General features: G+C 60.8%; 9 protein-coding genes. 5 read left to right on the forward strand and 4 right to left on the reverse strand.

Translation table 11 applies throughout. The features are described 5' to 3' along the window. Window positions 1-340: 340 nt before the first annotated feature. From NKH36_RS26405 to NKH36_RS26415, 3 genes are all read right to left on the reverse strand, one after another. Complete coding sequence (locus tag NKH36_RS26405) at window positions 341-2491, reverse strand: TonB-dependent receptor (protein ID WP_352961215.1); 2151 nt, start codon at window positions 2489-2491, stop codon at window positions 341-343. Window positions 2492-3092: 601 nt separating this feature from the next. Next, window positions 3093-6563 carry an ATP-binding protein gene (locus NKH36_RS26410; protein ID WP_352961213.1) on the reverse strand — a complete coding sequence of 1157 codons (3471 nt, stop codon included), beginning with the start codon at window positions 6561-6563 and terminating at the stop codon, window positions 3093-3095. After that, window positions 6560-7819, reverse strand: coding sequence for a metallophosphoesterase family protein (locus NKH36_RS26415; protein WP_352961211.1), 1260 nt, complete (start codon window positions 7817-7819; stop codon window positions 6560-6562). The genes NKH36_RS26410 and NKH36_RS26415 overlap by 4 nt, the downstream gene beginning before the upstream one ends. A gap of 348 nt (window positions 7820-8167) precedes the next feature. Between NKH36_RS26415 and proA the strand changes: the two genes are divergently transcribed. From proA to NKH36_RS26440, 5 genes are all read left to right on the forward strand, one after another. Then, window positions 8168-14158 (forward strand): anti-phage protein ProA, encoded by a 5991-nt coding sequence (gene proA, locus NKH36_RS26420; protein WP_352961209.1) that lies wholly within the window; start codon window positions 8168-8170, stop codon window positions 14156-14158. 550 nt (window positions 14159-14708) lie between these two features. Then, entirely contained in the window at window positions 14709-18638 is a 3930-nt protein-coding gene (locus NKH36_RS26425) for an AAA family ATPase (RefSeq protein ID WP_352961207.1), read from the forward strand. A gap of 424 nt (window positions 18639-19062) precedes the next feature. Beyond that, complete coding sequence (locus tag NKH36_RS26430) at window positions 19063-19896, forward strand: hypothetical protein (protein WP_352961205.1); 834 nt, start codon at window positions 19063-19065, stop codon at window positions 19894-19896. Next, entirely contained in the window at window positions 19889-22993 is a 3105-nt protein-coding gene (locus NKH36_RS26435; protein WP_352961203.1) for a DEAD/DEAH box helicase, read from the forward strand. The genes NKH36_RS26430 and NKH36_RS26435 overlap by 8 nt, the downstream gene beginning before the upstream one ends. After that, entirely contained in the window at window positions 22990-23196 is a 207-nt protein-coding gene (locus NKH36_RS26440; RefSeq protein WP_352961201.1) for a hypothetical protein, read from the forward strand. The genes NKH36_RS26435 and NKH36_RS26440 overlap by 4 nt, the downstream gene beginning before the upstream one ends. Window positions 23197-23317: 121 nt before the next feature. Here NKH36_RS26440 and NKH36_RS26445 read toward each other — a convergent pair whose 3' ends face one another. Further along, on the reverse strand, window positions 23318-26770 hold the full coding sequence (locus NKH36_RS26445; RefSeq protein ID WP_352961199.1) for a DNA methyltransferase: 3453 nt from the start codon (window positions 26768-26770) through the stop codon (window positions 23318-23320). Window positions 26771-26967 lie beyond the last annotated feature (197 nt).

Below are 26967 nucleotides of genomic sequence, written 5' to 3' on the forward strand. Positions count from 1 at the left end.
GGCATGGCATTTATAGAGCGCCCGCCTAGTGTCAGGCGACAGTTTGAGCGGCGGTCGGCGCCAGCTTGTCGGCGATGCCCGATGTCTGGTGCGCGACCCGCCTGCTTTGCGAAAAACCAACAGCGCGCTCGATATGCACCGGCATCCCTGAAATTCGCGATCAGGTCGCAATTGTGTCAAGTGGAAGCTTGCATGGTTTCGGCGCGCGGCCCAGGGTCCTCACACTGGAGAACCTTGCCGCCACCTTCCACCTCAGGGCATGTGTTACACGCTGCTCTCAGGGCCCCCCATTGCTGATCTCGACGATGCGATTTGACATGCGCGCCTCGCCAGCGCGGCATCAGAAATCCGTTGTCATCGACAACTTCACGGTAAGCGGTGCGCCCTGCGCCAGGGTGCCGTAACTGGCGACGCCTGCCCAGTAGTCGTCGTCGAAAACGTTCTCGACGGCGGCCCGGAAGGTGACCGGACGATCCAGAATGTCGGTGTGATAGCGGGCACCCAGGTCGAGCCTCGTCCAGGAGGGAATCTCCTGCGTATTCGCCGTGTCGACATATTGCCTGCCCGTGTGAATGACGTTGGCCGCCAGTGTGAGCCCCTGCAGGAAGGGCGTATCCCATTCCGCGCCAAGATTGAACTGGACCGACGGCACGCCGATAGGCGTGTTGCCGAGGGTTGCGGCACTGTTTGTCTTCGTCAACTCGCCTTCGAGCAGCGTAACGCCGCCAAGCAGTCGCATACCCGGCGTCACTTCCCCGAAGACGTTGAATTCCAGGCCGCGGTTGCGTTGCTCGCCGCCTTCTACGAACACGAGATCGCTCCCGCGGGTTTCAAGCTGCCCAAAAGGCTTTTCTATCTGGAACGCGCTGAATGTCACGGCCAGGCGGCCCAGATCGATCTTGGTTCCAATCTCGATCTGCCTGGACCTGTAAGGCGCCAGCGTTTCGCCCGCATTCACGGCCGTCGTCGGCGCCGTATCGCCGATGCTCAACCCTTCGACATAGTTGGCATAAAGCGACACGTTCTCCCACGGCTTGACGACCAGGCCGACCAGCGGTGTGAATGCGCCTTCGTCGGAGGACGATGTGACGGCGCCGGTGGTCGAGTTGAAATTCTCCGACGCGATATGCTGCCACCGCGCTCCGACCGTCAGTTGCACCCGCTCATCAAGAATCGACAAGGTATCGGCGAGCGCAAATCCGTATAGCTCGCTCTCCGACACCTTCGGCACCGAAGCCGGCGCCGGTATGTCTTGCCAGGGCCGGGCGACAGGATTGTAGATATTGGTGAGTTGAGCCGTCCCGGAATTGAAGCCCCGGTCGAGACTCTGATTGAAATGACTTGCCTGGAGGGTGACGGAATGCGCGATCGCGGCAGTGTCAAAGCTGGCGCGCAGGCCCGTTTCCGCTGTGGTCCTGTCAATATCGAAAACGTAGTTCTGCGGCGTTATGCTGACGTCCCCGGCCGAGTTCAAGATGACCGGCGTCCCGAAGAGGCGCTCGATGCGCGAGTTGCCCCCGCCGGCAGCGGCAAACACCGTCACCTGATCGGTGAGATCATATTCGACGCGTCCCAGCAAGGACAGATCTTCGCTCTTCGACCACTCCCACGGCTGCTGAACGTTAAGCCGGCCGTCTGGCGCCTCCGGTATTGCGAAACCGGAAAGCGGGAAGAACGGGCGTTGCGGGGCCTGGAAATCTTCCCGCTGACTAATGACGTCGAGCGTCGCCCTCAGCCGCTCGCCCTGATAATCGAGCGCCAAGGCCCCGACCGGCACGTCCCTCGTTTGGTGATCGATCGGCGTGTCGCCGCCGTGATAGCTGCCGTTGAATCGGACTCCGAACTGACGCTCGGCGCCGAAACGCCGGCTCACATCGACATGCCCGCCGCCCTGCAGGCTCGAGGCATAATCGACCGTAAACCGTGTCAGATCGACCTCGGCCGCGCGCTTGGGAACGATATTGATCGTACCCCCGACACTGCTGTTCGGCGCGATGCCATAAAGCAGCGCCGCCGGTCCTTTCAGGACCTCGATACGCTCGGCATAGTCGGTAAACAGGCGATAGGTCGGCGCGACCCCGAACACGCCGTCGAACGCGACCTCGCCAAAATTGCCTTCATTGATCGGAAAGCCGCGAATGTAGAAGGAATCCAAGATCCCGCCGGTTGAATGGGTGCTCCGCACGGAAGGATCATTGATCATCACGTCGGCCACGGTGCGTGCACCCTGATCCTCGATGGTTTGCGCCGTGTAGCTGCCTATGTTGAACGGCGTATCCATGATGTCGCGGTTGCCGAGCAGGCCCAGGCGCCCGCCTCGCGCGACTTGTCCCCCCGGATACGCTTCCGGCAAGGTGCCGATCGTTGCGGTCAGGGGCACACCACCCAGCCCCTCCACCACAATGCGCTCAAGCACCGTCGCTTCCTGCGCAGCGGCGTCCTGACCCACGACCACGGCCAGTGCGGCGCACAGCCCAACGGATTTCCTCATGCAAGTCCCCTCATGCCATGGACCAAGAATGTTTGCCTTGCCCTGGCAGGAGCTGGGTGAAAATGGTCAGGGGGTGGTGCTAGATAACATGAGTGCTCTTGTCAACTACTAGCATAAGCGGCCATTCTCTCGAAGTCGAGGTCCGACGCTGAACCGCCACACTGGTTCGTCATGGGCCAGCTTCAAATCAGTCGGTCGATGCGGCCAGCGCCAACCAGCAGCACCGTCTCCGGCGCGTCGCCAGAACCGATCGCAGTCGTTTCAGCTGCCCGCACACGATCTACATCTTGGTCGCTTGGCAGGAGCCACGAGACCGGCACGGCCGCTGAGGCGATGGCGACGCGCTAGCACTTGCCGCAGATCAGGCGGGCGACGTCTGGGATTGACTTCCACACTGCATTTTATGCGACTTTGCGAGCACAAATGGCGAACATTCACTGGTCCAGGTTTTCAGCTTGTCACCTTGAGGTCAATCTCGCGCCAACTTCCGATGTTGTGCTGCACGCACGGAAGGTCGTGAGCCGATCCATTGCGGCCGCCCACGACATGGGCGTTGGACTCCTGGATTGATCCCAAGGCGGTCATTTGCACCAACGGACAACTATCCGAGCTCATGGATCGTCACGCTGGGAATAACTGCCTTGGCGATCTCGCACAGGTGTTGGTGATGCGTGAGGTAGATCACCTGACCGGCACATGCCATCTCACCAAACAATTTGAAGACCTCCTCGGATCGGATGTGGTCGAAGGTCTCCATTATATCATCGGCGATAAAGGGCACGGAGGGCCTAAGCCGCGCAAACTCGTAGTAGCCTGCGAGCCTCAGGGCTAGGTACAGCTGAAACTGAGCGCCCTTCGACAGCGCGTCGGCGACCTTGGACTGCCCGTCGCGTTGCATGGCAATTAGGACTTCGCCGCCTTTCACCGGCTGGGTCGCCAAGCCTGCGTACTGACCGCGTGTGATGAGCGCGAAGGCATCAGATGCCCGGACCATCATCCCGGAGCGATGCTGCTCGCGATACACTCTCAGAGCGTTTGCCGCGGACATTACTCCCAGTTTCAGCTCGATATACCGAACCGCCTTCTCCTCGATTTCCAGAAGCACGGTGCGACGCTCGGCATCTATTCGGGCAATCGCGCTGTCGCCGCCAATGGCGTCCAGCTTGTCGGCCGCACGGGTCCGCCGGATGAGCTGCTGCTGTATCAATTCGTCGAGATCGCCAAGCCGCCGCTCGCTTTCGGCCTTCTCGATTGCAAGCCCGTGCAAATCAAGGCCATCCAAGATCGAATGGGCTTGTTTGGCACCGTCCGCCGTGAGCTCAGCAGACAGCTGTTCTTCAAGGTCGATCAAGGCGGCACGCAGGCGGTCCCTTTCCTTGAGCAGTTCATCGCGCTCAACGACTTGCGCCAAGTTGGCCACGCCAAAGGCGGCCAACACATCCTGCTTGCGTCGCTCGTGCACCGCGACTTCCAAATCGAGCGCGTCACGAACATCCTCAAGGCGCTCCTGGTCAACGAGCAGGGCCGCCTTTGTCTCGCGGGCACGGTCGGCGCGCTCCAGGCGCTCGGCAAGCCTGATGGCCAATTGTTCCGGGTCAGCCTTGTCCGCCGGCTCACCGATTTGTCTTGCGACAACAGTAACCTCCTCGATGAGCGTGCCCCTGTCTGCCTCCATTTTCGCAATACGCAGCCGCATCGCTTCGCGTTCCTGGATAGCCTTTGACAGCTCCACCAACTGATCGAGGACACCGCCGACGCCAGGCGCGGAAATTCCGCTTTCCAGCCAGGTGCCCTTGAGGGCTGCGGTGACGTCGGCCACCCAATCCTCCTCACGGCTTTCCGCCACCTCCAGGGCGCGGCGTCTGATTGCAAGATCTTCCTCCCTAGCGCTCACGGTTTTGATCGCCTCGGCGCGTTCGGCATCGACCTTGGCTTGCCTGTCGAGGAACCGTTCCGCAACGGCCATCATGGCTTCCAGGCTCTCATTCGGTTCCGGCTGTATCCCGACGCTTTCCAGGGCGGCGCTCACCTCGAGGCGTATGATGCCCCCATCGTCAGTTGCCCGCTCAAGCTTCTTGCGCGCGATCAAGATTTCGTCCCAGGCCGCGAGCGCATCGGCGCGGGCGGAGCTACGCTCCTCGATCAGCCCAATCAAAAGCTCAGGCGAGGTTTCCTGGCATGTCCCAAGCAAGTCTCTCGCTGCCGCGGTGATTTCCGAGAGTGCCGCTTTCGCACTCGAGGCGAGCTGCCCCAGTTGATCAACCGTGCGCGCGATGCCGGTGACGCCTTCGGCGAGGCTTCGCATCGTTGTTCGGATTTCAGCGAGCTCGCGCGCATGGACCAGACGGGTTGCTGCAGCATCATCGTCACGAGCCAACGCCACCTCGAAAATGTCTGCCGTCTCGGCGATCAACCTGTCGCGATGGCCTTTCCAAGCCTCATCCCGCTTCTGCCGCATAGCCATTGCGGTTTCATCATCCGCCACATCGACCGAGGACCGGATGGCTTCCAAATGTGCCAACTGCGAGGCATGCGTTTGCTCTTGCTCCGTCAGACGTTCGGAAAGGACTGCTCTGTTCCTCTCATGCTCTGCCGAAAGTGTCTTCCAGGCCGCGATCTGTCTGGCGCTTGGAACTGACATCGCTGAGAGACCTTCCGCGTCCCCCGTCCACGGCTGGAGACGCCGGATTGCTGTCCGCCAACGAATTTGACTCGAGTCTTCCGCCTCACGCGCCGCCTTTATCTCGCTCAGATGCCCACTTGCTCTCGTCTTGGACAATGCTGCCGTCAGCCTTGCCCTGGCAGGTTCAGGCACAGCGCGTTCTTCACCGACCCGGTGCCGCGCCGTGTGAAGCGCATCCAGGGCTGCCGCGGCCTCATCGCGGGCAACACGCACGCTGGTGGTTATTCCGGATCGCTGTTCGACCATATTGCGAACGGTCCCGACAATGGCGGCGGGCAGGAGAAGCGAAGCTGGCTCCCGTTCTGTGGATTTTCCCAAGGCGGCAAGGCGATTCGCGACGGCGTTGTCGAGGATTTGAAGCTCGGTCCTGCGGGTGGGCAGATCCAGGCCCGCAGAAACATATCGCGCCTTGCGATCGGCCAGTCCGCGAACCTGTTCGGAGATTGCGAGGATCTCCTCGTCCACGGCGATCGCCGCGATCTTCGCCCTTAGCCTCTCCATTTCGTCGTCGTTTGCCAGTTGGCGCGTTCGCAGGCTGGCGTCCTGATCGATCATTTCGGCGACACTCCCCGTCCAGGTCCGGGGCGGCGAAGGCAGGTCAGGCAATTCGGCAAGCCGAGCGGCCTTCCGCTGGATATCGGCCGCAAGGGGAGCCGCGCGCAGATACTTCGCGATTGTCTCCAGGCGAGCCGACAGCACCGATCGTTCGGCTATGCTGCGATCGTATTTTTCCGCGGCCTCGACACGTTCCGCCTCCAATGTCTCGAAGGTGGAGGCCAGCGTGTCGATTTCATCCTTGCGCGACTTCAGTTCGGTAAACCGCTTTTTGAGCAGCGCAAGTTCGGTTCCGTGTGCCTGTTTACGGTAGAGAGAATCTGCCTCCGCCTCGAGCGCGCTCAGGATGTCACTGGCGTGCCCCAGACCGGCACTGGCCGCGAAAAGCAGCTTGCCGAGGTCTCCGCGCGATTCCAGGATCGATTTTCCGCCTGCTTCCAGCGTCTCGTCGTCCAGTGAGAACATGGTGCGGTAGGCTTCGCGGGACAGGCCTGCCAGATGTGCCGATATCGCCACTTCGCTGACCGGTTGGCCCATTGCATCGTGCAGCGAGTTGCCGCGTTGCTTTGTGCGCGAGAAGGTTTGTTCTTCGCCGCTAAATTCCAGCACGCCGCCCATGCGCATCGCGCTATACTCATGCAGGAAATTGTAGCGGCTGCGTTCCTCAATGCCGAACAGAAGATCCAGATAACCGGCAAGCGCAGTCGACTTGCCGGCTTCATTCAAGCCGAATACGATGTGCAGATCGGGTCCGGTCTCCGGCTTTGGCCCGAAGTCGATCGCTTTGTCGGTAAACCTCCCGTAGCGAATGAGGTCGAGGCGCCGCAGTCTCATTGCTGCCCGCCTGCCTTGAGGCGGGCCGTGACCAAGTCGGCACCGCGGGCGAGCGCGCCGTCGAGGAACAAGTCCAGTGCGGCTTCGTCCTTTCCGGCAAAGTCGCGCGCGTCCGGCGGAAGATCCGCGATGGTTTTCAAAACCAGGGCTTTGGCTTCCGCTCGGAAAGCTTCCGACCTGGCAATGGTGTGCATGGATTGCGCGAGCTCCAGAACCGGATCGGCAACGCCGTCGGATGTCTCGCTGTTGGGCGGCGACAGGTCCAGCTCGAGCTTTTCGATCCACGCATCACCCACGTGTTCGGCTGCCTGTTCAGCCTCCCCGAGCAGCAGATCCCTGTCGCGGATTATTTTCCAGGACAGCGGCGATGTACCGGTCAGTCCAAGGCGGACCACAGCATGGCGGGATCGAACGGAGGTCCGGGTTTGCTCGAGTGCGGACCGGATCCGTCCGACGGCCTCTGGCCATTCCAGCGTCCCGGTCAGATCAACGTTCATCCGCTCGAACTGCGCGACGCTGGTCAGCCTCTCCTCGATCGCGATGGTCCGGTCATCGCTTATCGTTACCAGGGTGACTGATTTCTCTCCGGCCTCATTGATGTCCCTGCCTTGCGGCATTCCTGGCATCACCACCGTGCTCGCGCCGGGATGGACTTTTCGAACATGAATGTGGCCCAGCGCCCAATAGTCGAAACCGTGGCCATGCAAGTCGGCAACGCTGCAGGGGGCGTAGACGTCATGTCCTGGCGATCCGGCCAGACTGGTATGCATGATGCCGACATTGACCGCCGCTTCGCGGGGAGCCACGTATTTGGGCAGCAGGCTCTCTGGCGCCTTTGGGCTTGCAAAGCTCAAGCCATGGACCATGACATCCAGGCCTCCGGCTGATTGCAGCACCGGTTGGGCACGGCCACCGAAGATCGTCACAGTATCCGGGAACACGAGCTGCTTCGTAATCCGCGACATGGCGTCGTGGTTTCCGCGAATCATGAAGACCCTGACACCGGCCTGGTGGAGACGGGTGATCTGCAACGCGAGAAACCGTGCCGTTTTCATCGACGTCTGATCGCCGTCGTAGAGATCGCCGGCAATGACGAGGGCATCGACACGCTCCGCAAGGCAAAGGTCGACGATAGAGACAAATGCTTGACGACTGGCGTCTCCCACCAGTTCGGCAAGATCGGGGTTTCGCATCGCCAGCGAGCGCAGCGGCGAGTCGAGATGAATGTCGGCCGTATGGATGAAGCGAAATGCCATTGGGCTATCTCCGGCCCCGAACGAGGGACGTGGTTCGACGCGATTTTCTCGGCACTCGGTCCCAGCTCAGGGGATTTTAATTCAGGCGCTTGCTAGGCCGGCTTCGCCGCCTCTCGCACCCGGTTAGCAAAGCCCAACCGCTTTCGGCAACTCTCTTTCATGGGTTTGGAATGTTGCGACAGGGGCCTCGATGGGTTTCGCCGGGAAATGCTGCGATCCGCTTTCCAGAAATCAACTGTACATCCAAACTATCAAGCTGACAAAAGGGCTTCTTGTTCTGATCTGACATCCAAAAACACGACAAGAGGGAAAAAAGCCGCTAGTCTCTCAAAAGGGGGTACTGCATCAATGGAATCAGCCGATAGTTCTCAGTACGCAACAATAGACAGTCCCGCATCCGATATTTCTGCTGCGCCATGCATCGTTGCCGATGTCGCTTCCAGCTTCACATATGCATCCTATCAGAATGCGATACCGGTCATTCGTTCGATACGAATTGAGAACAACTCGGCCTCTCATTTTGAAAACTGCGTTCTTGAGTTGACGTCTTCACCGTCGTTCCTGCGGCCGAAGACGTGGACAGTCGATCGGATCATCCCTGGCGACAGGCTTGCGCTGAGCGACCGCAAAGTCGAGCTCGATGCTGGTTATCTCGCCGGCCTGAACGAGGCCGAACGCGGTGAGATCATGCTTCGCCTGTCATCGGCGGGCAAGGTTCTCGACGAGAGACGCCTGACAGTCAGACTGCTCGCGCGCGACGAATGGGGTGGCGTTGCGGACATGGCTCAACTGCTGCCAGCATTCGCCATGCCGAATGATCCGGGTGTGGCGCAGATCCTGCGGGCCGCGGCGGAACGACTTGTCGCGCATGGTCACCCGAGTGGCCTGGACGGATATCAATCCCAGAGTCCCCAACGGGCATACATGCTGACCGCGGCCATCTATTCGGCGATCGCCGGTATGGGGTTGCACTATGCGGAGCCGCCGGCGAGCTTCGAGAGCCGAGGCCAGAAGATCAGGCGCCCAACGACGATCGCGCAGGAGCGTCTTGCGACCTGCCTTGACACCACGCTTCTGTTTGCCGCGGCCCTGGAGGCTGCCGGCTTGCACCCGGGCATCTTGATGTTCGATGGGCATGCGGCGGCCGGCGTCTGGCTGACTAAGAGAACCTTTGCCAATGCCATTGAGACGGATCAGATGGAGGTCCGCAAGGCATTGGCGTCCCGCGAATTCATTGCTTTCGAGACAACTGGCGTCACCCATCGACCTGCGCTCACACTTGACAGCGCGCAAAGTGCGTTGAGCAACCGTCTGGCGGAAGACCAGGCGTACGCCTTCGTCGCGGCTATAGACGTACGCCGCTCGCGCAGCGGCGGCATAACGCCGCTCGCCTCACACGAGCCGATCCGCCGCAACGCCGTCGAGGATGATGTGGATGTCGCCGTTCTGCCACTTCCTCCAGCGCCAGCGATTGGCGAATTGCCGGCCGAGGCTATCGAGGTAAAGCCGACCAATGCCGCCGGCCGTATCGACCGCTGGCAGAAGAAGCTCCTCGACCTGACGCTGCGCAACCGGCTCCTCAATCTCCCGGATTCGAAGAAGACGATCCCGTTTCTGTGCACCGACGTGGCCTATCTGGAGGATCGGCTCGCAAATGGTGTCGCTATCCGTCTCATATCGCTCCCCGAGCAGAACCCCTTGGGCGAACGAGACGAGGTGCTTTATCGCGACGTCCACGGGCGCGACCTTCAGCGCGGTTTCGCGGCCGAGGCTCTGCTCAGGGACGAGCTGCCGTCGACGCTGGACGCCCGTCAGCTGGACGCCAGGCTGATCGACCTGCATCGACAGGTCCGTAACGATTTCGCCGAGGGAGGGGCAAATACTTTGTTCCTCGCGGTGGGCTTCCTGCGCTGGAAAAAGAAGCCGGACGATGACCGCAGCTATCGGGCACCACTTCTTCTCGTGCCGGTACGGCTCGAGCGCCGCAGTGCGACTTCGCGCTTCACGATCCGCTTCCACGAAGACGAACCTCGGTTCAACGCAACGCTTCTTCAGTTCCTGGAGCGGGACTTTGATCTGCGCCTTTCGCAGTTTGGCGGCGATCTGCCGCTGGACGACGATGGCATTGATGTGCCGCGGGTCCTCACCATGATGCGGCAGGCAGTGCGTGACGTTCCCGGGATGGAGGTCGTCGACGAAACCGCGCTATCAACCTTTTCCTTCGCGAAGTTTCTCATGTGGAAGGATCTGGTCGAGCGGACCGAGGCGCTCCGCCAAAACAGGGTCGTGCGCCACCTCATCGACACACCGGAGCAGGCCTTTCAGGCCGCAGATGGACAGTCGCCGTTTCGCGAGGAGCGTGACCTGGACCGCGCCTATGCGCCCTCGAGCATCATAAGCCTTCTGCCGTTGGATTCATCGCAGACGGCCGCCAGTCTCGCGGCTGCCGAGGGCCATGACTTCGTCATTGTGGGTCCCCCGGGTACGGGCAAGAGCCAGACCATCGCCAACATGATCGCCAACTGCCTGGGTGTGGGGAAGACGGTCCTTTTCGTGGCGGAGAAGACGGCGGCTCTCGACGTCGTCTATCGCCGGCTGCGGGAACACGGCCTGGGAAATCACTGTATCGAGCTGCATTCGAACAAGGCCGACCGCAAGCATTTTCTCGGGCAGTTGAAATCGTCCTGGGAGCATGGCGGGCGGACGGACGCGTCCGAATGGGTCGCCATCAATGAGCGGCTGCGCGTGAGGCGCGATGAATTGAATGCCTACGTCGAGGCGCTTCACAAACGCTACTCAAATGGCTGGACGCCCTATCTGGCATTGGGGATTGCACTTAGATCGGCAGATGAGCCTGCGCCTGTGCTCACATGGCAGGCGCGCGATACGCACGAGGCGCAAACACTCTTCGATCTGGAAGAGCTAGCCGTAGAAGTAGGCCTTGTTTTTGCATCCGTCGACCGTGAGCCGGCACTCGACCTGATCGATGCTGGAGAGTGGAGCATCGGTTGGCAAGAAAGCGTACTTTCCGCAGCGAAATCGCTTCAGACAGCAATCGAACTATTGACGAGCTCGATCGGGGACTACCTCGCCAGTCTAGGCCTCGGAGCCAACGAGCCGGTGCCGCGTGCGGTACTTGAGAGCCTTGCAAGCCTGGCGGAGGTCCTGAGCCAAAGCCGAGGTCGCGACATCTCGATTGCGTTCGACCGGGACTTCGCACAGTGCAGGACCGCGCTTGTTGATTTGGGACGTTCGATCGAAACCTATCGCGAAGCTGAGCGGGGCCTTGCCGCTACCTATGGCCTTGCCCAGGTCCGCGAGCTGCATCCGGATGGTCTGGACCGTCAATGGCGCGAAGCGAAGGCATCGTTCTGGCCGAACTCCACGCTTGGCAAGCGCAAGGTCCAGAAGCTTCTGCAGGGCCATGCTGAACTCGGCACCGCGAACCCCGGCCGGGACCTGCCGCTGCTGCAGCGGATGAAGCAAGAACTCTCCGCCATCGACCAGAGCCTGCTGGCTGGGAAGCCGCTGCGGGTCGATGGCCTTGCCACTGATGTCAAGGGGGTGACGGACATCCTCGATCTCGCTCAACGCCTTCGCGGTGCTCTGCGTATCCCCGGATGCTCTCAAGAGGAAATACGATCCCTCCTGCGTTCCGTCGCGCCTAGCCTTCGGGGCACGCTGGAAAATGACAGGGTACGCCTAGCGGGAGATCGCCTTCTCGCGGCTACGAAAAGCCTTGAGGTCGCGCGTCGGGTGTTCGGTGAGACTGCCGGGCGGGACGCTCCCGACAGCGCCGATGGCACAAGTCTCGCCGCGCTCAAAATGAAGCTCGGCGCTCTGATAGGCGCGCGAAATCTGCTGCGCAACTGGTCGGCCTGGTGTCGGGCCAGGAGCATGGCAATCAGCAGCAACTTGGCCCCTCTGGTCGAGCAGATCGAGACAGGAGCTATCCGCCCCGAAAATGCGCGTTCGGCGTTTCGCGTAGGCTATGCCCGATGGTGGCTCCCGAAGGTCCTTGATGAGGATCTTGTCTTGCGAGACTTCCGTAGGTTTCAGCACGAGAACGCCATCAAGGAGTTCCGCGAGATCGACGATCTGGCGCGGTCGCATGCCGCGCAGCGCGTCATCAGTTCAATCGCGCATGGCCTGCCAGCGGTTCAAGGTGTTTCGCGCAACTCGGAACTGGGACTGTTGCGACATCAGATGGAGCTTCAGCGGCCGAACCAGTCGATCCGCGACATGATCGGCAAGATGCCGGAATGCTTTTCCAAGCTTGCGCCCTGCATGTTGATGTCGCCGCTCTCCATTGCCCAGTATCTTCCTCCGAACCAAGCTCTGTTCGATGTTGTGATATTTGACGAGGCATCGCAGATCACCACCTGGGACGCGGTCGGCGCTATCGCCAGGGCGCGTCAGACCATCATAGTGGGCGATCCCAAGCAGCTGCCGCCGACCAATTTCTTTGGACGCAACGAGGAGGAGGAGGACATCGCCGACCACGAGAAGGACCTGGAAAGCATCCTTGACGAAGCAAGGGCGTCCGGCATTCCGGTGCGCGATCTGAGATGGCATTACCGCAGCCGAAGCGAGTCTCTGATCGCTTTCTCGAACCATCACTATTATCAGAACCGGCTCGTGACATTTCCTTCGCCGACGGTCGAGGACCGCGCGGTGCGCCTGCGAAAGGTGCCGAATGGCATCTATGACCGTGGCAAGAGCCGCACCAACCGGATCGAGGCGGATGCTGTCGCAGCTGAGGCGGTAGCGCGGATGAATAGCTGGCTAAAACTCCCCGAGATTGGCCGACCGACGCTTGGCGTGATCACCTTCAATGCCCAGCAACAGTCTCTGATCCTGGATCTGCTCGATGCCGCGCGCCGCGATCATCCTGAACTCGAATGGTTCTTCGCTGAAGATCGCGTCGAGCCAACGATCGTCAAGAATCTCGAGAACGTGCAGGGCGACGAAAGGGATGTCATCCTGTTCTCGATCACATTCTGGAAGGATGCCTCCGGAAAGTCACCGCCGATGGATTTCGGGGCATTGAACCGTGACGGAGGCGAGCGGCGTCTCAACGTCGCCGTGACGCGCGCGCGCCAGGAGCTGATCGTCTTCTCCGGTTTCACCGCGGACCAGATCGACCCGGCGAGAAGCAAGGCGCTCGGCGTTCAGCATCTGAAGACGTTCCTCGACTATGCCGAGAGAGGCGCTATCGCGCTACCGGCTCAGGACATCGGATCTGTCGGAGGGTTCGATTCTCCCTTCGAGGAAGCCGTGGCCACATTGTTGGAACGACGGGGATGGATTGTGGTCCCGCAAGTCGGAATTTCCGGCTTCCGCATCGACCTGGCGATCCGTAATCCGGATTTGGCTGGTGCTTACCTGGCGGGTGTGGAATGCGACGGTGCGACCTATCACCGGTCGTCAACTGCAAGGGACCGCGACAAGGTTCGCGAACAAGTGCTGAAGGGGCTGGGCTGGAACATCCTGCGCGTCTGGTCAACGGATTGGTGGTTCGACGCCAACGGATGTGCCGAACGGTTGCACACCAGCCTGGAAACCTTATTGGATGAGGGCCGGGCGCACCGTGCGGCCGCAGAACCGGAGACCGAGTGTCACTGGGACATGGGGCGCCAGGTCAACCCGATCGACGAGATTGCCGAGGACCGCTCGACGCCGATCGAGGAGCCTCCATCGCCGCCGACGGTGGCCGTGACTGAACTCGTATCGGTGAATATTCCGGCAGCTTCGAGCCCCGCTGAGACGACCGCACCACCACCGATAACGGGCCCGCTTATTACCGACGGCACCGCGGACAGGCGGTATCGGTTGGCCGATCTCAGTGGCCTGCGGGCAGACCCCGATCAGTTCTTCGAATTTGGCTATCGCGCGACGCTGCTTGGCATGATTGAAACCGTCGTCGACACTGAAAGTCCATTGCGAACAGACGTCCTCGCCCAACGGATTGCTCGGGCCCATGGTTGGCTCCGCACGGGCGGACGCATCCGCGAGAGGATTGATCTTCATTTGCGGGATCTGGACAGGACACAAGAGTCAAGCGGCGAGTTCATTTGGAAGAAGGGCAAGGTCTTGGACCCGATGCCATATCGTCAACCCGTCAATGAGGAGGCCCGGCGTTCGATTGCCGAGATACCGTTGGCGGAACTAGCCTCGGTGGTGATCGGCAATGCGGAACTGCTGGACATGCCCGATCCTGCACGCGATATGGCGCGACTCCTTGGGGTCGAGCGGCTTGCGGCGGTCTCACGGACGCGCCTGGACGAAGCAATCGCCAGGGCAAGGCACCATATCGCGACGACCCAATCTGGTTCGTGATGGCTTGCTTACGATCGAAAGAAGGCGAAGATCGAATGTCCGGAACGCGCCTCCACGCTGACAAGATGTATCGGCGAAAGGCTCGAACCGGCCGGAAGCTCCCTGCGCCTTGTCCATTCCGGAAAACTGGCGCGCGTTTCAGCGTCGAGCGCGTGGGGATCACCTCGCGAGTTGTGCGGGGAATCTTGATCACCTCCCACGAAGCTAGCGCCGATCGTTTGATCGACGTCGCCGTCGTGCCGCGTTGTTCAAAGTTGAAGCCAACTAACCGCGGGGAATGCATGCTACTACGGTCAGGGGATGGTCGATGTAGCTCTTGGTGAGATTGTAGTGGAGCGCCTTGCGAACCAGCGCTGCTTCTCACGACTGTTTCCAAAAGCCCCACGCCGGCCGGAACCGACAAGAAGCGGACTGGCGCAAAAAGGACTCGCTTAACTGCAAAGTTGTTGGCAGGCACCCCCTCGAAGGCAAAATTTTCTGATATCGGACAATTATTTCGGTAGTGTCACACACTCTCTCTACCTCAATACCATTGGTGAAGGTGTCTCCGGTGCAAGAAGGGTCAGACGAAAACATCGATGGGCTAAATGCTCGTGCGCTGCATTTGCACACAATAGACTCGTTAGTTGCCGATTTGATTACAGGCATCCCAGTTCTCATTGAAGGCGCGCGCAGATTTTCTTTGCCTGATACTGCAACGCGTAGCGCGTTGGCATGGTACCAAAATCGTGGCCCGGCGACTTGGAGTGCTGATGTCCGCTCCCTGCATGCGGAAGAACTCGTGGACGCGATTTCCCAACCGCCACCTGCCGTGAAGGCCTTGCCCTCACGGCCCGCGAACGCGAACAATCGGCGCCTTCGGCTGAAGAGGGTGGAGGCCCACCGGTTCGCCGGCCTGCATAAGTTTGGGACACCGGATGCGGCTCCGGAGAATTATGTCCATGAGTTCTGGTCCCCGATCACGCTCTTCGAAGGGCGGAACGGATCCGGCAAGACCTCCCTGCTCAATACCGTCATCTGGACCCTCACCGGTCAGATGCTTCGGCCGCAGCGCGAGCCGGAAAACCCGGAGGACTTCGATTGCTGGATAGGCAATGCGGAGGACGAGCGGACAACGCACAAATTGTCGTCACTGACACCCATGCCACTCCTGGACGAGTACCGGCCCGACAAGGACTGGGTTCCCGCAGATACATGGGTTGAACTGACCTTCGTTGATGACGGCGGCGTGGAGCTTCCCCCAATCCGCCGAAGCATAACGCGCTCGCTTCAGGGCAAGCTGAAGGAGTTGCCACCCGATCTATCCGCGCTTGGGGTCGATCCCATCGCACTTCGCATCGGCACCGTCATGCCGGCCCTACTCCCGCTCATTCGGTTGGGATCCGAGTCAGAATTGGGACGCGCAGTGTCAGAGCTTACAGGGTTGTCTGCGCTGGTGGACCTTGCCGCACACACGCGCCGCGCGAAAACCAAAATTGACAAAGATCTCGTTAAGGCTAAACGCAGCGAATGCGATAAGGCGGACGCCGACTACAACGTTGCCAAAGGCGACCTCGAAAAAATCTTGCGGACCCATGCTGGGCTTGAGCCGCCGATGGCGGTGCCAGTCCCGTCGGACGACAAGGCCATTGAGGAAAAGGTTAAGACCATCAAGGCGCACTTCGACGACGCAAAGGCATCGGCGTTTGAGTCTGCGAAAGAGATCCTTGGCGGGCGTTTCGATCCCGCCGATGCAAAACTGCGTTCCGACCTCGAAGATAACATCGGTCGTGCGCTCGAGCGTTTCAGCCAGCCTCAAACATTGAAGTCGATCGCGCGACTCGCCGACCTCCGCAAACTGACCCCGGACCAGCTTGGCGGTGCCGAAAACAAGCTGACTGCCATTCTGACGGAAGCGCGTACCCTCCAGGAACTGGCGCAAAATCCGTCAAGCGCAGCACGAACGCGCTTGTATGCGCGGATCAAGGCCTGGATGACGGATCATCCGGACCCAGCACGCGACCAAGACCGGTGCGTCGTGTGTGGTGGCGATCATTCACATGCCGTCGACCCTGTGACGGGTCAGCCGGTCAAACAACACCTAGCCGGGGCTGCTTCCAATGCTAACCTCTTGTCGCAAACCCTTGCCCATTGGGCGGCAAATGCCCATGGTGATATGTTGCGCTCGTTACCCGAGGCGCTTCGCGCTGAGTTGATTACGGACTTGCCGTCAAATCCGTGCGACCTTCTGAGAAAAGCGCTCGTTGAAGAGGCTTTTTCGTTCGCACCGTTTGCGGGCATTCTTGGCGAGTTGAAGTCCCCCACGGCCTTGAGCCTCGATGGCGTATTCGAGAATCGCGCGGAATTGGATGATCCCATCGCCATCGCTTTGCCAGCAGGGTGTAGCGACCTTCAACTGGCCTTGGAGCGGCTTGACCGGGCAATCCGCTTTGCCCGTTGGCGCCAGAACAACGATGCATTGGCAAAGGATGTCCTCACCCGCGTACTCGGGCGCAAGCCCAAGGAAGGAGAGCCTGCAGAGAAGCTAACCCTTACCGGGAAGCTGTTGGAACTTCAAAACCTCGTCAAAGCAGCCGAGCCGATATCGGACGCGTTAACCCAGTGTGCACGGCTCTCAAAGCACTTGGCGACGCGTCGGGCAGCTGAAATCCGGCTTGCCAATTACGCGACGGCAAGCACGGCGCTCAGCCAACTCGCTGATTTGGGAACACTGGCTGACAGGCAAGTCGACCAGCTTCGCAAAATCCTTCGAACTGACGCTGCTGCATGGCGGCATCTGATCTATCTCGGCGCATTTCCCGATACGGCTCACCAACTCGTCGATACCGGCATGGGCCGCAAAGGCGAATGGGAACTCGTCGTCCAAGCAGGAGGTGTCGCGGCTCCAGCCCAACATGTCACGAACGCATCGGCCCTAAGGGCGAGTTTGGTCGCATTCTTTTTCGCCTTCTGGCAGCACGTGCTGAAGGAGCGTGGCGGTCTGACTACTCTCGTGCTTGACGATCCCCAGGAGCTGCTTGACGACGAAAACCGGGAGCGGCTGGCGGCCGCACTCGGAAACTTGGCGAGCGGGGGGGCGCAGGTGATCGTTACGTCCTATGATCCCCGCTTCAGCAGCCGAGTTGCCAAAATCCAGCTTCCGGGCGGAATTGAGCATCTTGCAGTGCATCCCGCGACACGGCTGCAGCCCCGCGTTAGGACGATCGTACCCCATGCCGTCCTGCTTGAGCGCAAGAAGCGCTTTGATGCCGACCCAAATGAAGAAGAGCCCGCACGCGAGCTCGCCGATGGATGTCGCGTGTTCCTCGAGGCGCAGCTTGGGGACATGTTCGACGATCCGGCCCATTCATCCTGGGCGAAGGCTACGCCGAATCCCACGCTCGCCGATTTCGTGCAGCGTATGCGCCCATTGGCGCGTGCCGGATCGGTCGGGATGTTTGGCGCAGGCATTTTCAGGCGGTTCACTGAACACCCCGCGTTGGGTGACAATTCCCCGGTGGTGGCCTTGATGAACAAGGCCCATCACGGACGTCGCCTAGACATCACTGCTGGAGAGGTCGCGTTATGCGCTAGCCAATTGGTCGATCTGATCAAACTTGCCGAGGACATGCGTGAAGAATGCTATCGCTGGCGCCGGCGGGACGCCCCAGAAGCGAAGCAGAAGCTTGAGGCGCCAGCCGCGATCGACTTTACTTCGCTTTCCACACCGCAGGTCATCATCTGTCCTGACTTGGCGGCCTTTACCCGGCACCGGGCGGCTACGGGAACTCAGGACGAACCAGAGATTCTGGATTCGCGCGTTCTTGAGGGCTGCGTCGCATACTATCTCAGGCGGGCCAACTTCGGGTTCGCGGCACCCGCTGGCAGTCTTGCGATCGTTAAGTCCATCGCAGCACCAAGCGCGGACCGGCGGCTTGTGATCGCTCGTCACGGCAAGGATATTTACGCGCGCCGGCTGGTTCGCAGCGCAAATGGCGGATTAATCGGCCTTACTGCCGAGACGCCGGACCCGCGCATCCGCAATCCTAAAACCGTCTTTCTGCCCGAGGATGAAACGGCAATTCACCAAGTTGTCGGGATCATTTTCGACCACAGGGTGCGCGTCGATCATGGCCCAGAAGAGGCCGTAGCTGTTGACGTCAACAGGGAGTTGCAGCGGATCGCAGTCGCCTTCCGCGTGGTCGATGAAAGTGCGGTGCCGCTCGCACTGGACAAGCAAGTCGTCCTTGGAGGGGATCACATCGAACTCGATACCCTCGGGCATCATCAGGACGCCCTCGTTGCCCTTTTCCTCGATGACGGATCAAGCATTTTCAAGCGGGTGGGGTCGGCACTTCCTGGCGACCTTTCCCATCTCAGGCTGTTCGAGAGCATAGGCGGGATGGGATCGTCTCTGGTCCTTTCTGTTGGAAAGGCGGCATGCGGGGTTCCATCGGTCGTTGGCGCTCGGAAAATCGTCGGCGTGCTTTACAACGTCTAGCGATGTGACGCGCAAACCAAGTCGATCGCAACCAAAAGCGGCGAGTCCCACTTTGGGCCGATTTCGGCCGTCCAGCGTATTCGAGACTACGCCTGAAAGCTGTCGTTCTTTTTGAAGCGCACGACAGATGAATTGCTGGCGCATTCGCGCGGCCATTACCTAGCGCTTGCTTCGGCGCTGTCCAGGCTCTGGTCGGGATATCGGGCGCGCGCTACCGAGTCGAAGCACTCTCCTTCTGGCTGCGCCGAGCGCCTCGTCTCCGCAGCAGCGTCGGCTGGACTCGCCGCTTTGGCTTTTATCCTCTCCATTCGCGCCTGATGGATAGGGGCGACCTTTTCGCTAGACCGATGAACGCCTATATTGACGCAAGTAATGGGCACTCGCTTTACTTGGGGCGGGTTGGAGTTCAGGGGGAATTTGAGATGTGTCGGCCTCAACAGGCTATTCGCAGGCAAATATGTCGCTTGCGCTGACGTCGGTGACGCATGGAACGCTGTGTCATGGCTCGCGTTGGGTTATAGCGGACGAGGACGACCTCGCCGCTAAGGTCGCGCAGATCGCCTTGGGTCAGTCGCGCCACGTTGCCGCGATCCTCTCCGGTATCGACAAGAAGACGCCCGCGACCCGCGTCGCCGCGGCCAAAGGCGCGATCAAGCTCCTGACCGTCGAGGACGGCAAGGATGCCTATCACCGCGACGGCTGGATTTTTCAGGCGATTTCCTGGATCGCGGCGCACCGCGATGATTCCGGCGCCGTCGTGCGCGCGCCCCACGCCATTCTCGCGCACAAGGGTTTCGACGGAATGCAGTTGAAGCTCGATGCGGCCCGAGAGGAGATCACGGCAGTCGTGATCTTCGAGGACAAGGCAACAGTGAACCCGCGCTCGACGATCACCGGCGACGTCTGGATGGGCATTCGCGCGCTCGAACGCGGCGAGCGCATGCCCGAGCTCATTCAGGAGACCGGCGCGATCCTTGAGGCGAATCAGCTGCGCTTTCCCAAGATGGACATCGATGCGGCAGTCGAGACCATTCTCTGGGATGAAGCCCGCTATTATCGCGTCGCCATCACCGCCGACGACAGCCATGACGACGATGACGACCGCGAAGCCCTGTTTAAGGGATTCGACAAGGTGGCACCGGGCGGCCGGAAGCGGCGCCAAGCCGAAACCATGTGCATCCCTAAGCTGCGCGATTGGATGAAGGAGTTCGCGGCCAAGGCAATCAAGTACATCGAGAAATGGCGCGACGATGTTTGATCCCGTCACCATAGACCTGATCGCCGGAGCCCCGCCGCTCGAAGCGCTCGATCTGGAGGAGCTGCCGCGCCGCTTCACCAATGTCTTCGCCGAGATCGTCGCCGCGCGCGTGCGGCTGCGGGGCGCAGCCGCAGCTGAAGATCGCAGCGAGGCCTTGGTCACGCTGCTCGACGAGATGCGGCGCTTGGCGGCGACGCAAGAGCTGCTGGTCGCGACCGCGCCCGAACGCACTGACCGGGCGGCTGCCGCCTTCGTCGCCGGCACCGCGCATCAGCTTTGCCTGATGGCCGAGATCATTGCCGCGGACGACGAGAAGCGGGTATCCTATATCGACGCCATCCGCGCGGCCCCTGAAATTTGCGCTACCTTGCTCTTCCTGATCGCGGACTCACAAAGCGATGCTGCAGAAATGGCCAAGCGCCTGGTCTCCGATACCGATGACCAGGGTGCGGAAGCGCGGCTCATTCGCGCGATCGGCGATCTTGCGACAGGTCGGCTGCGCTCAATCATCGATAATGACGGCGATCTCGACTATGAACGCCCGGCCGATCGGAGCGGCGCGGGTCGGGCCGTGGACGCCTTGTTACGGCGGCTCCACGCCGGCGTCATCCAGCTCGCGCGGGAACTGCTCACCCGCCCGGCCGACGATCCCGAGGCGATCGCGGTATCTGAGGCCCAGAGGATCTTTGCCGATGTTCGGGACCTCTGCATCGCGCCGATCGAAGGAGTGTTCGACGCCGACGGACCGCACGCTGTCAGTGTATTTCCCGGCCCGCTCCATGTCGCGAAGCTGTTGCTCGCCGTTTCCGGCGACTTGGCGGAGGCGGGCCTGTGCCGCGTGCGCGCGCCGTCGGGCATCGGCTCGAACCAATGGTGGCGCATCATCCGCCGCGCGGCGAACAAGCGCCCCTATCTCTGGCGCAACCACCGGGCCGCGCTCGACAAGGGCTATCTTGCCGCGGGTACGTCCGCCGCCGTCAGTTTCCCGACTGGCGGCGGCAAATCGACCCTCGCTGAGCTCAAGATCGCGGCCGCGCTTCTTGCCGGCGGCAAGGTCGTCGTGCTTGCTCCGACATTGGCTCTTGTTGATCAAACCACCTTCACGCTCCAGAATGCCTTCAGGGACTTCAGCGTGTTCGGCGATCTCGACGAGGAAATCACGTTCTCCGACGCGATCGTGCTGCCCGAGATCATCGTCACGACGCCCGAGCGGTGCCTGATGCTCCAATCGCTGCAGCCCGAGGCCTTTGCGGACGTCGGGCTGGTGATTTTCGACGAGTGCCATCTCCTGCATCCGCGTGAAGCGGACCGCAGCCGGCGCAGCATTGATGCGATGCTCTGCCTCTTGAACCTCACGCATTCGGCGCCGGACGCCGACCTGCTCCTGATCTCGGCGATGATGCAGAATGCCGAGGAAATCGCCGGATGGGTCGCCGAGCTAACCGACCGCCCATGCCTGCCGCTCGATCTGGCGTGGAAGCCGACGCGCCAAGCGCGTGGCTGTGTCGCCTATAGCGCTGACCGCGTCACCGAGCTCGAGAACTTGCTCGTCACAGAGCAAGCAAAAGCCACGACCAAGGGCGTCCCAACCAAGCTCAAGGCGCAGCTCGACGCCCAGCCGCTTGCCTTTTTCTGCCTCCGCCAGACTTGGGCGACGCGCAAGCGTAGCGACTATGCGCTGATGGCCCTGCTCGACGAGCCTGTCCTGTTTGCGACGAGCACGAACAAGCGGACCAAGGACTGGTATCTGACCCCCAACGGCAACAAGGTCGCTGGGACGATTGCCGCGGCGGCGGCCGAGGATGGTCTCAAGACCTTGACCTTCGTCCAGAGCACCGTCGCCGCCGAATCCACCGTGCGGCATTTTCGCGAGCTCCTGCCCAAGCGTCGGGTGGCATTGACGGATGAGGAGCGCGCCTGGCGGAAGCTGGTCGAAGAGGAACTGGGCGGACCGGATCACTGCTATCTGAAGCTCGACGCCAAGGGACGGGTGGACGGCAGCGCCACCAGCCACCATGCACAGCTTCTGAAGCAGGAGCGCCTGCTGCACGAATCGCTGTTCAAGCGGCGCGACGGCATAGATGCGCTCTTCGCGACCTCTACGCTCGCGCAGGGCATGAACCTTCCCAGCGACATCGTGCTCATCGCCGGCGACAGCCGGTGGGACGTCGAAGGCGACAAGATGAAGCAGCTCGATGCCCATGAGCTGCTCAACGCGGCGGGGCGCGCCGGCCGGGCAGGCGAGGGCGGCCAAGGCTTCGTGCTCGTCGTGCCGAGCAAGATCATCAACATCGACGATGCAAAGAACAATATCGCGGGCCACTGGATGACGCTCCAGGGCATTTTCTCGCAATCCGACCAGTGCCTGACGATCGACGATCCACTGACCGGGCTGCTCGACCGGATCCACACCGGTCTGCACGAAGGTAGTGAGGATTATCTTCTCTCCCGGCTCCCGGTCGGCGACGACGACGAGCCGGACGAGCCGGCCAAGGCAATGATCCGGCGGTCCTTCGCCGCCTATCGCAAGTGGCAGGCGGGCAAGGAGAAATGGATCGAAAGCCGGATCGAGTCAGCCTTGGTGCGCCGCAAGGAGCTCGCGCCCGAGCAGGAGCTTACCTGGCTGGAACGCGTCGCTGCATCGGCGGGACTGCCCTATGAGGTCGTCGCCAGCCTCACTGCGCTGGTAAAGGCCGACGCCTTTGCCGGCACCGCGACCGACTGCGTCGCCACCCTGTTCGCTTGGATCGAGAAGCGGCCGGAGTGGCTGCTCCAGCTGATCCGGCCCAACGATATCGAGGGGCTATTCGGCACCGACTATCGCGCTCTCGACGGCGACAGAAAGAAGGCGAAGCACGCCCTGCCCGTGATCAAGGCACTCCTCGCGGCGTGGATGGCCGGCAAGCCGCTCTGCGATCTCGAGCGTGCGATTGGAACCGCCGAGAAGGATATCAAGACCTGCGAGATCGCGCGCCACTTCGCGGTGCGCATGGCGTCGGACTTGGCGTTCGTCGCAGGTCTTCCGGCGCGGATCCTCGCAGCCAAGGCGCTCGCCGAGGGCGAGAAACCCTTATCCCGACAACCCTCCTCACCTTGAGCGGCGTCGTGCGCAAAGGATGCGCGAGCGCGGAGCTGCTCGCCAATGCCGTCCACTTGAGCGATCATTCGCGTCCGGCCGCGCGTGCCGCTTTCGACAAGATCGAGGCGCTCATTCCGGCGGGCGACGACCATGAAAGCTTCGAGGATACCCTGGCCCGCGTCCGGAAGGCACACGATCTCACGCTGTTCGACGATCTATAGTCAGCTATTCACAACCGACTGTCCGTTACCCCCCTTTCCTTAATAGGAGCTGCCGGTCCGCTCTTGGCCCCCTGTCCGGCAGTGCGATTTAGCAAGAGGCAATTGTTGTTGAGAGCACTACCTACGCCGCTCGGAAGAAACTTCTTCCATTGTCGTAGCTTTCCGCTTGGCCGAGCCGGACCAGAGATTGAAGTACGTCGCGCACCTCGACGATGGTTTCGTCCGACGATGTGAACGTGACAGCGATTTCCTCTGCCGACAGAGGTGCTTTCGCACTCGCCATGAGGTCGAGGACGACCCGCGCTTGGTCCAGTCGCGCGGTCGGGAACGGGGTCTTCTTCGCCCTGACCTTGGTCGCCAGGATTGCCTGGACGCGATCGCCGCGATGCGCCAGCGGACCGATCTTGTCGATCTGATACTCAGGGCGCAACCATTTGATGAAGCCCCGACGCTCTTCGGCGGCCCGGACTTCGTTCAGCCGGACCAGGCTGTCGAGAATCTGTTCGGCGTCGATATCCGTTTGCCAGCCGTAGGATTTCATGACGGCGGCGTCCAGCCGATTATGAAGCTCTCGCAGGATCAGAACGCGGCCACGGCTTCGGATGTCCTGATCCTTGGGGGAGAGTACGCCGCCCGCCCGAACAGCTTCAAAGACATTGTAGAGCGCGGTAAGAGTCAGGTCGGGATGCTCGGCAAGGACTTGCTTGCGCGTATCATCGAGTTCTTCGGCAATGGCGCCTATTTCGGCGCGAGCCGAGGCGCTTGAGTTGGGGAACGGGAAGGGATCGAAGCATCGGGACTTCGAATATCTCGGATCGTTGCCGACGCCCTGGCGGCCTCCGGTGCGCAAAGCCCAGACTACATGCACCTTCGAAGACAACACGCCGAGATGAAAGGAATCATCCGACGCAATCGCGACCAGCATGTTGTCTGGAAGCACCTCGACCTCCATGAACTGGAAGATGCGGTGCTTCATAGTTTCTACGGTGGCGATGTAGCGGTGCAGCCCGTCCATCGCTGGCCGAAGTTCTCGTCGAGGCTCTCCAAACCACCACCATTTTTCTCGATATGAGGCTCGATTATTCCGGTCCCGCTCCGGCTTCGCCGTATCCAACAGGTGCTGATAGACTTCGGGGAATTCCCGTCTGACCTCATCAGCGGCTGTACCGAACAGATCGATAACCATCACCCCACGCGGTCGTGATGTCAGATCCCTGCCGTTCCTGTATTCGCGGATATGCCGATCAAGGCCCGGCCGCTTTCCAAGGCCGAGCTCAAAGGCCTTTTCCCGCGTGATGATGAAGCCATCGCCATGCAGCTTCACTCCCGGTGAGCAGATCGCGTCATTTGCTACCAGTGCCTTCGATTTGGTGACATCCACGCCAATCGTGAGATCGGGATTAATCTTCCCTTTCCGTTCCGCGAACTCAATCGTGGGCTCGTCTGTGTCGAGGTCGGCCTCTCTCGACACGATGCGCACGACACCATCCTGTTCGCCGTCTTCAGCTACGGTCATGGCAATTCTGACCGCGGCGGCATCCTTTGATGCTTTGGTCCATGGGTGGTCCGGAATGGCAAGCACCAACGAAACGGGTGAAGCGCCTGCAAGATGCCTTTCGAGGACACGCCGCTGGAATACCTGCGTTATGGAGTTTGTCGTGACGAAGCCGAAGCGACGCAATCGCGTTCCCTTGCGGACGAGCAGCTCGGCGGCATGGTCCCACCAGTACATCACGAAGTCCGCCGCAGGATTCATCTGCGGGTTGGCACTCCACAAGGCTTCGGCGTAGCCCGCACCCAGCCGCCCGCGAATATCCTTACCGCCGATGAACGGGGGATTTCCCACGATGAAGTCAGCCTCCGGCCAGTCGGCGCTGATCGCATTCGGATACACATACATCTCGTTGCCTTGACCATCGGCCACGGGCTTACCCAACGCATCACGCTTGAGTTGCGGATGCGGGTAGCCCGCCCAAGTGATGAGAGCATCCTTCGCGTGAACATGGTCGCTGCTGCCTAGGACCGGCTCGGAGGGCACGGTGGACCGGGTCCTCATGTGCCACTGTATGTATCCAATCCAGAGGACTAGCTCGGCAATCTCGACGGCTCGCCTGTTGAGTTCCATGCCGAAGAACTGCTCCGGCTTCACCGAGATTTCCGCGACGCGCGAGACCGCCTCGTCGCCGCCGATATCTTGCAGTTGCTTGAGGGCCTCGCCTTCCAACTGCTTCATCCGCCGGAGAGCAACATAGAGGAAATTTCCGGTTCCACATGCCGGATCGAGCACCCTCACCGACGCCAAATGCCTTAGGAAGTCCTCAACCTCGCGAATGGCGGCCGCCGTCGATCCGTTGCGGATCGCACGCTCGGCAGCCGATTGATGGCCGATCCAGTCTTTGGTGAGGGGTTCGATGATGGTGGCATCCACCATCCGTTCGACGTAGGCGCGGGGCGTGTAGTGCGCACCGAGACGCTTGCGCTCGATCGGGTCCAGTGCCTGTTCGAACAGGGTGCCAAATATTGCGGGCTCCAAATCGCGCCAATCGGCATCCGAGGCATCGCGTAGAAGGCGTATCTCGACCTTGGTCAGCGGGAGCGAAGCGGCATTCTTGAAGAGCTTGCCGTTGAAGCGAAGCAGTCGCTCGCCAATGCCGGGCGAATAATCTCCGCGATCCATATGCCGCCAGAGATCGTCGATTTCAAAGGTGAACCGCGCGGGATCGTCGAGACACTTCGTCAGAAGCTCCGTGAAGCCCTTCTTGCGGAGCAGTCCCACGTCCTCGACGAACATCGTGAAGAGGCATCGCATGAGGAAAACTGCTACGCTTCGGGCCTCGAAGCCGCGTCCTTCGAGCGCTTTCGAGATTTCCGCCAGGTGCCCGGCAATCTCTCTTGTGACCTTGGCCGTCTTCTGCGCCGGATCCAGAGATTGAGGCTGTTCCCATACCGCACGCAGCAGTTCTCGGATATCCGGGCTGGCTAGATGGCTGAGTTCGATGCGGAATTGCCGCGCATCGGGAAACTGGGCGTAGTGGCGTCCGTGACCGGAAAAATCGGCGTAGAGTTCGACAGCACGCCCCACATCGCACGCGATGATAAAGGGCGGATATGGATGGTCGGAGGGCAACGAAGCTGCATATCGCTCGGCCTGCCGGCGCGCCTGGACCATGACGTGATCGAGGCCGGACACCGCTGTGTCCACCGGTCCTCTCTCCGCCGTGGCGAATAGGTCCGTCTGGCCTTCTGGCACTGCTTTCTTGCCGCCACGGAGGCGGCTCTGCTTGGCCTCAAGGATAAAGCAGTCTCGCTTGTAGAGATCGATGCGCCCTGCTTCCTTCGTCCCGTCCGGACGTTTTCTTTCAACGCGCCGTTCGAACACGTAGTCGTTGAAGTCATGGGCAGCCAATGCAGGATCGGGTCGCCTGACCCCAATCACATCGCAAAGCTCTGCCAAGAAAAGAGAATAGTTTGCCCGCTCTTGACCGCCGTCGAGATTGGACCATCGCCTGATGAATTCGGCGATCGATAATTCTCTATTAATATTTTGCCCTTGTCCCACGCAATAATCTGACATTGCATAGTTACTAAACCGATAAAGGAGATGCACTCCGCTCTGCGGGCGAGCCGGTATCGATTCCAGATTTTAGTGACGCTGTCTTTCATTGGAATGAAGCGATGCGAACCGCTGCTTTCTGTTGAGTTTGCTTCGAAGCGGACCGTCAGCTCACGTTAAGAGTTTCGGGCGCCGGCAGGCGTACGAAAGTCCCCGAG

Source organism: Mesorhizobium sp. M1312 (assembly GCF_040318115.1).
Taxonomy (GTDB): Bacteria; Pseudomonadota; Alphaproteobacteria; order Rhizobiales; family Rhizobiaceae; genus Mesorhizobium.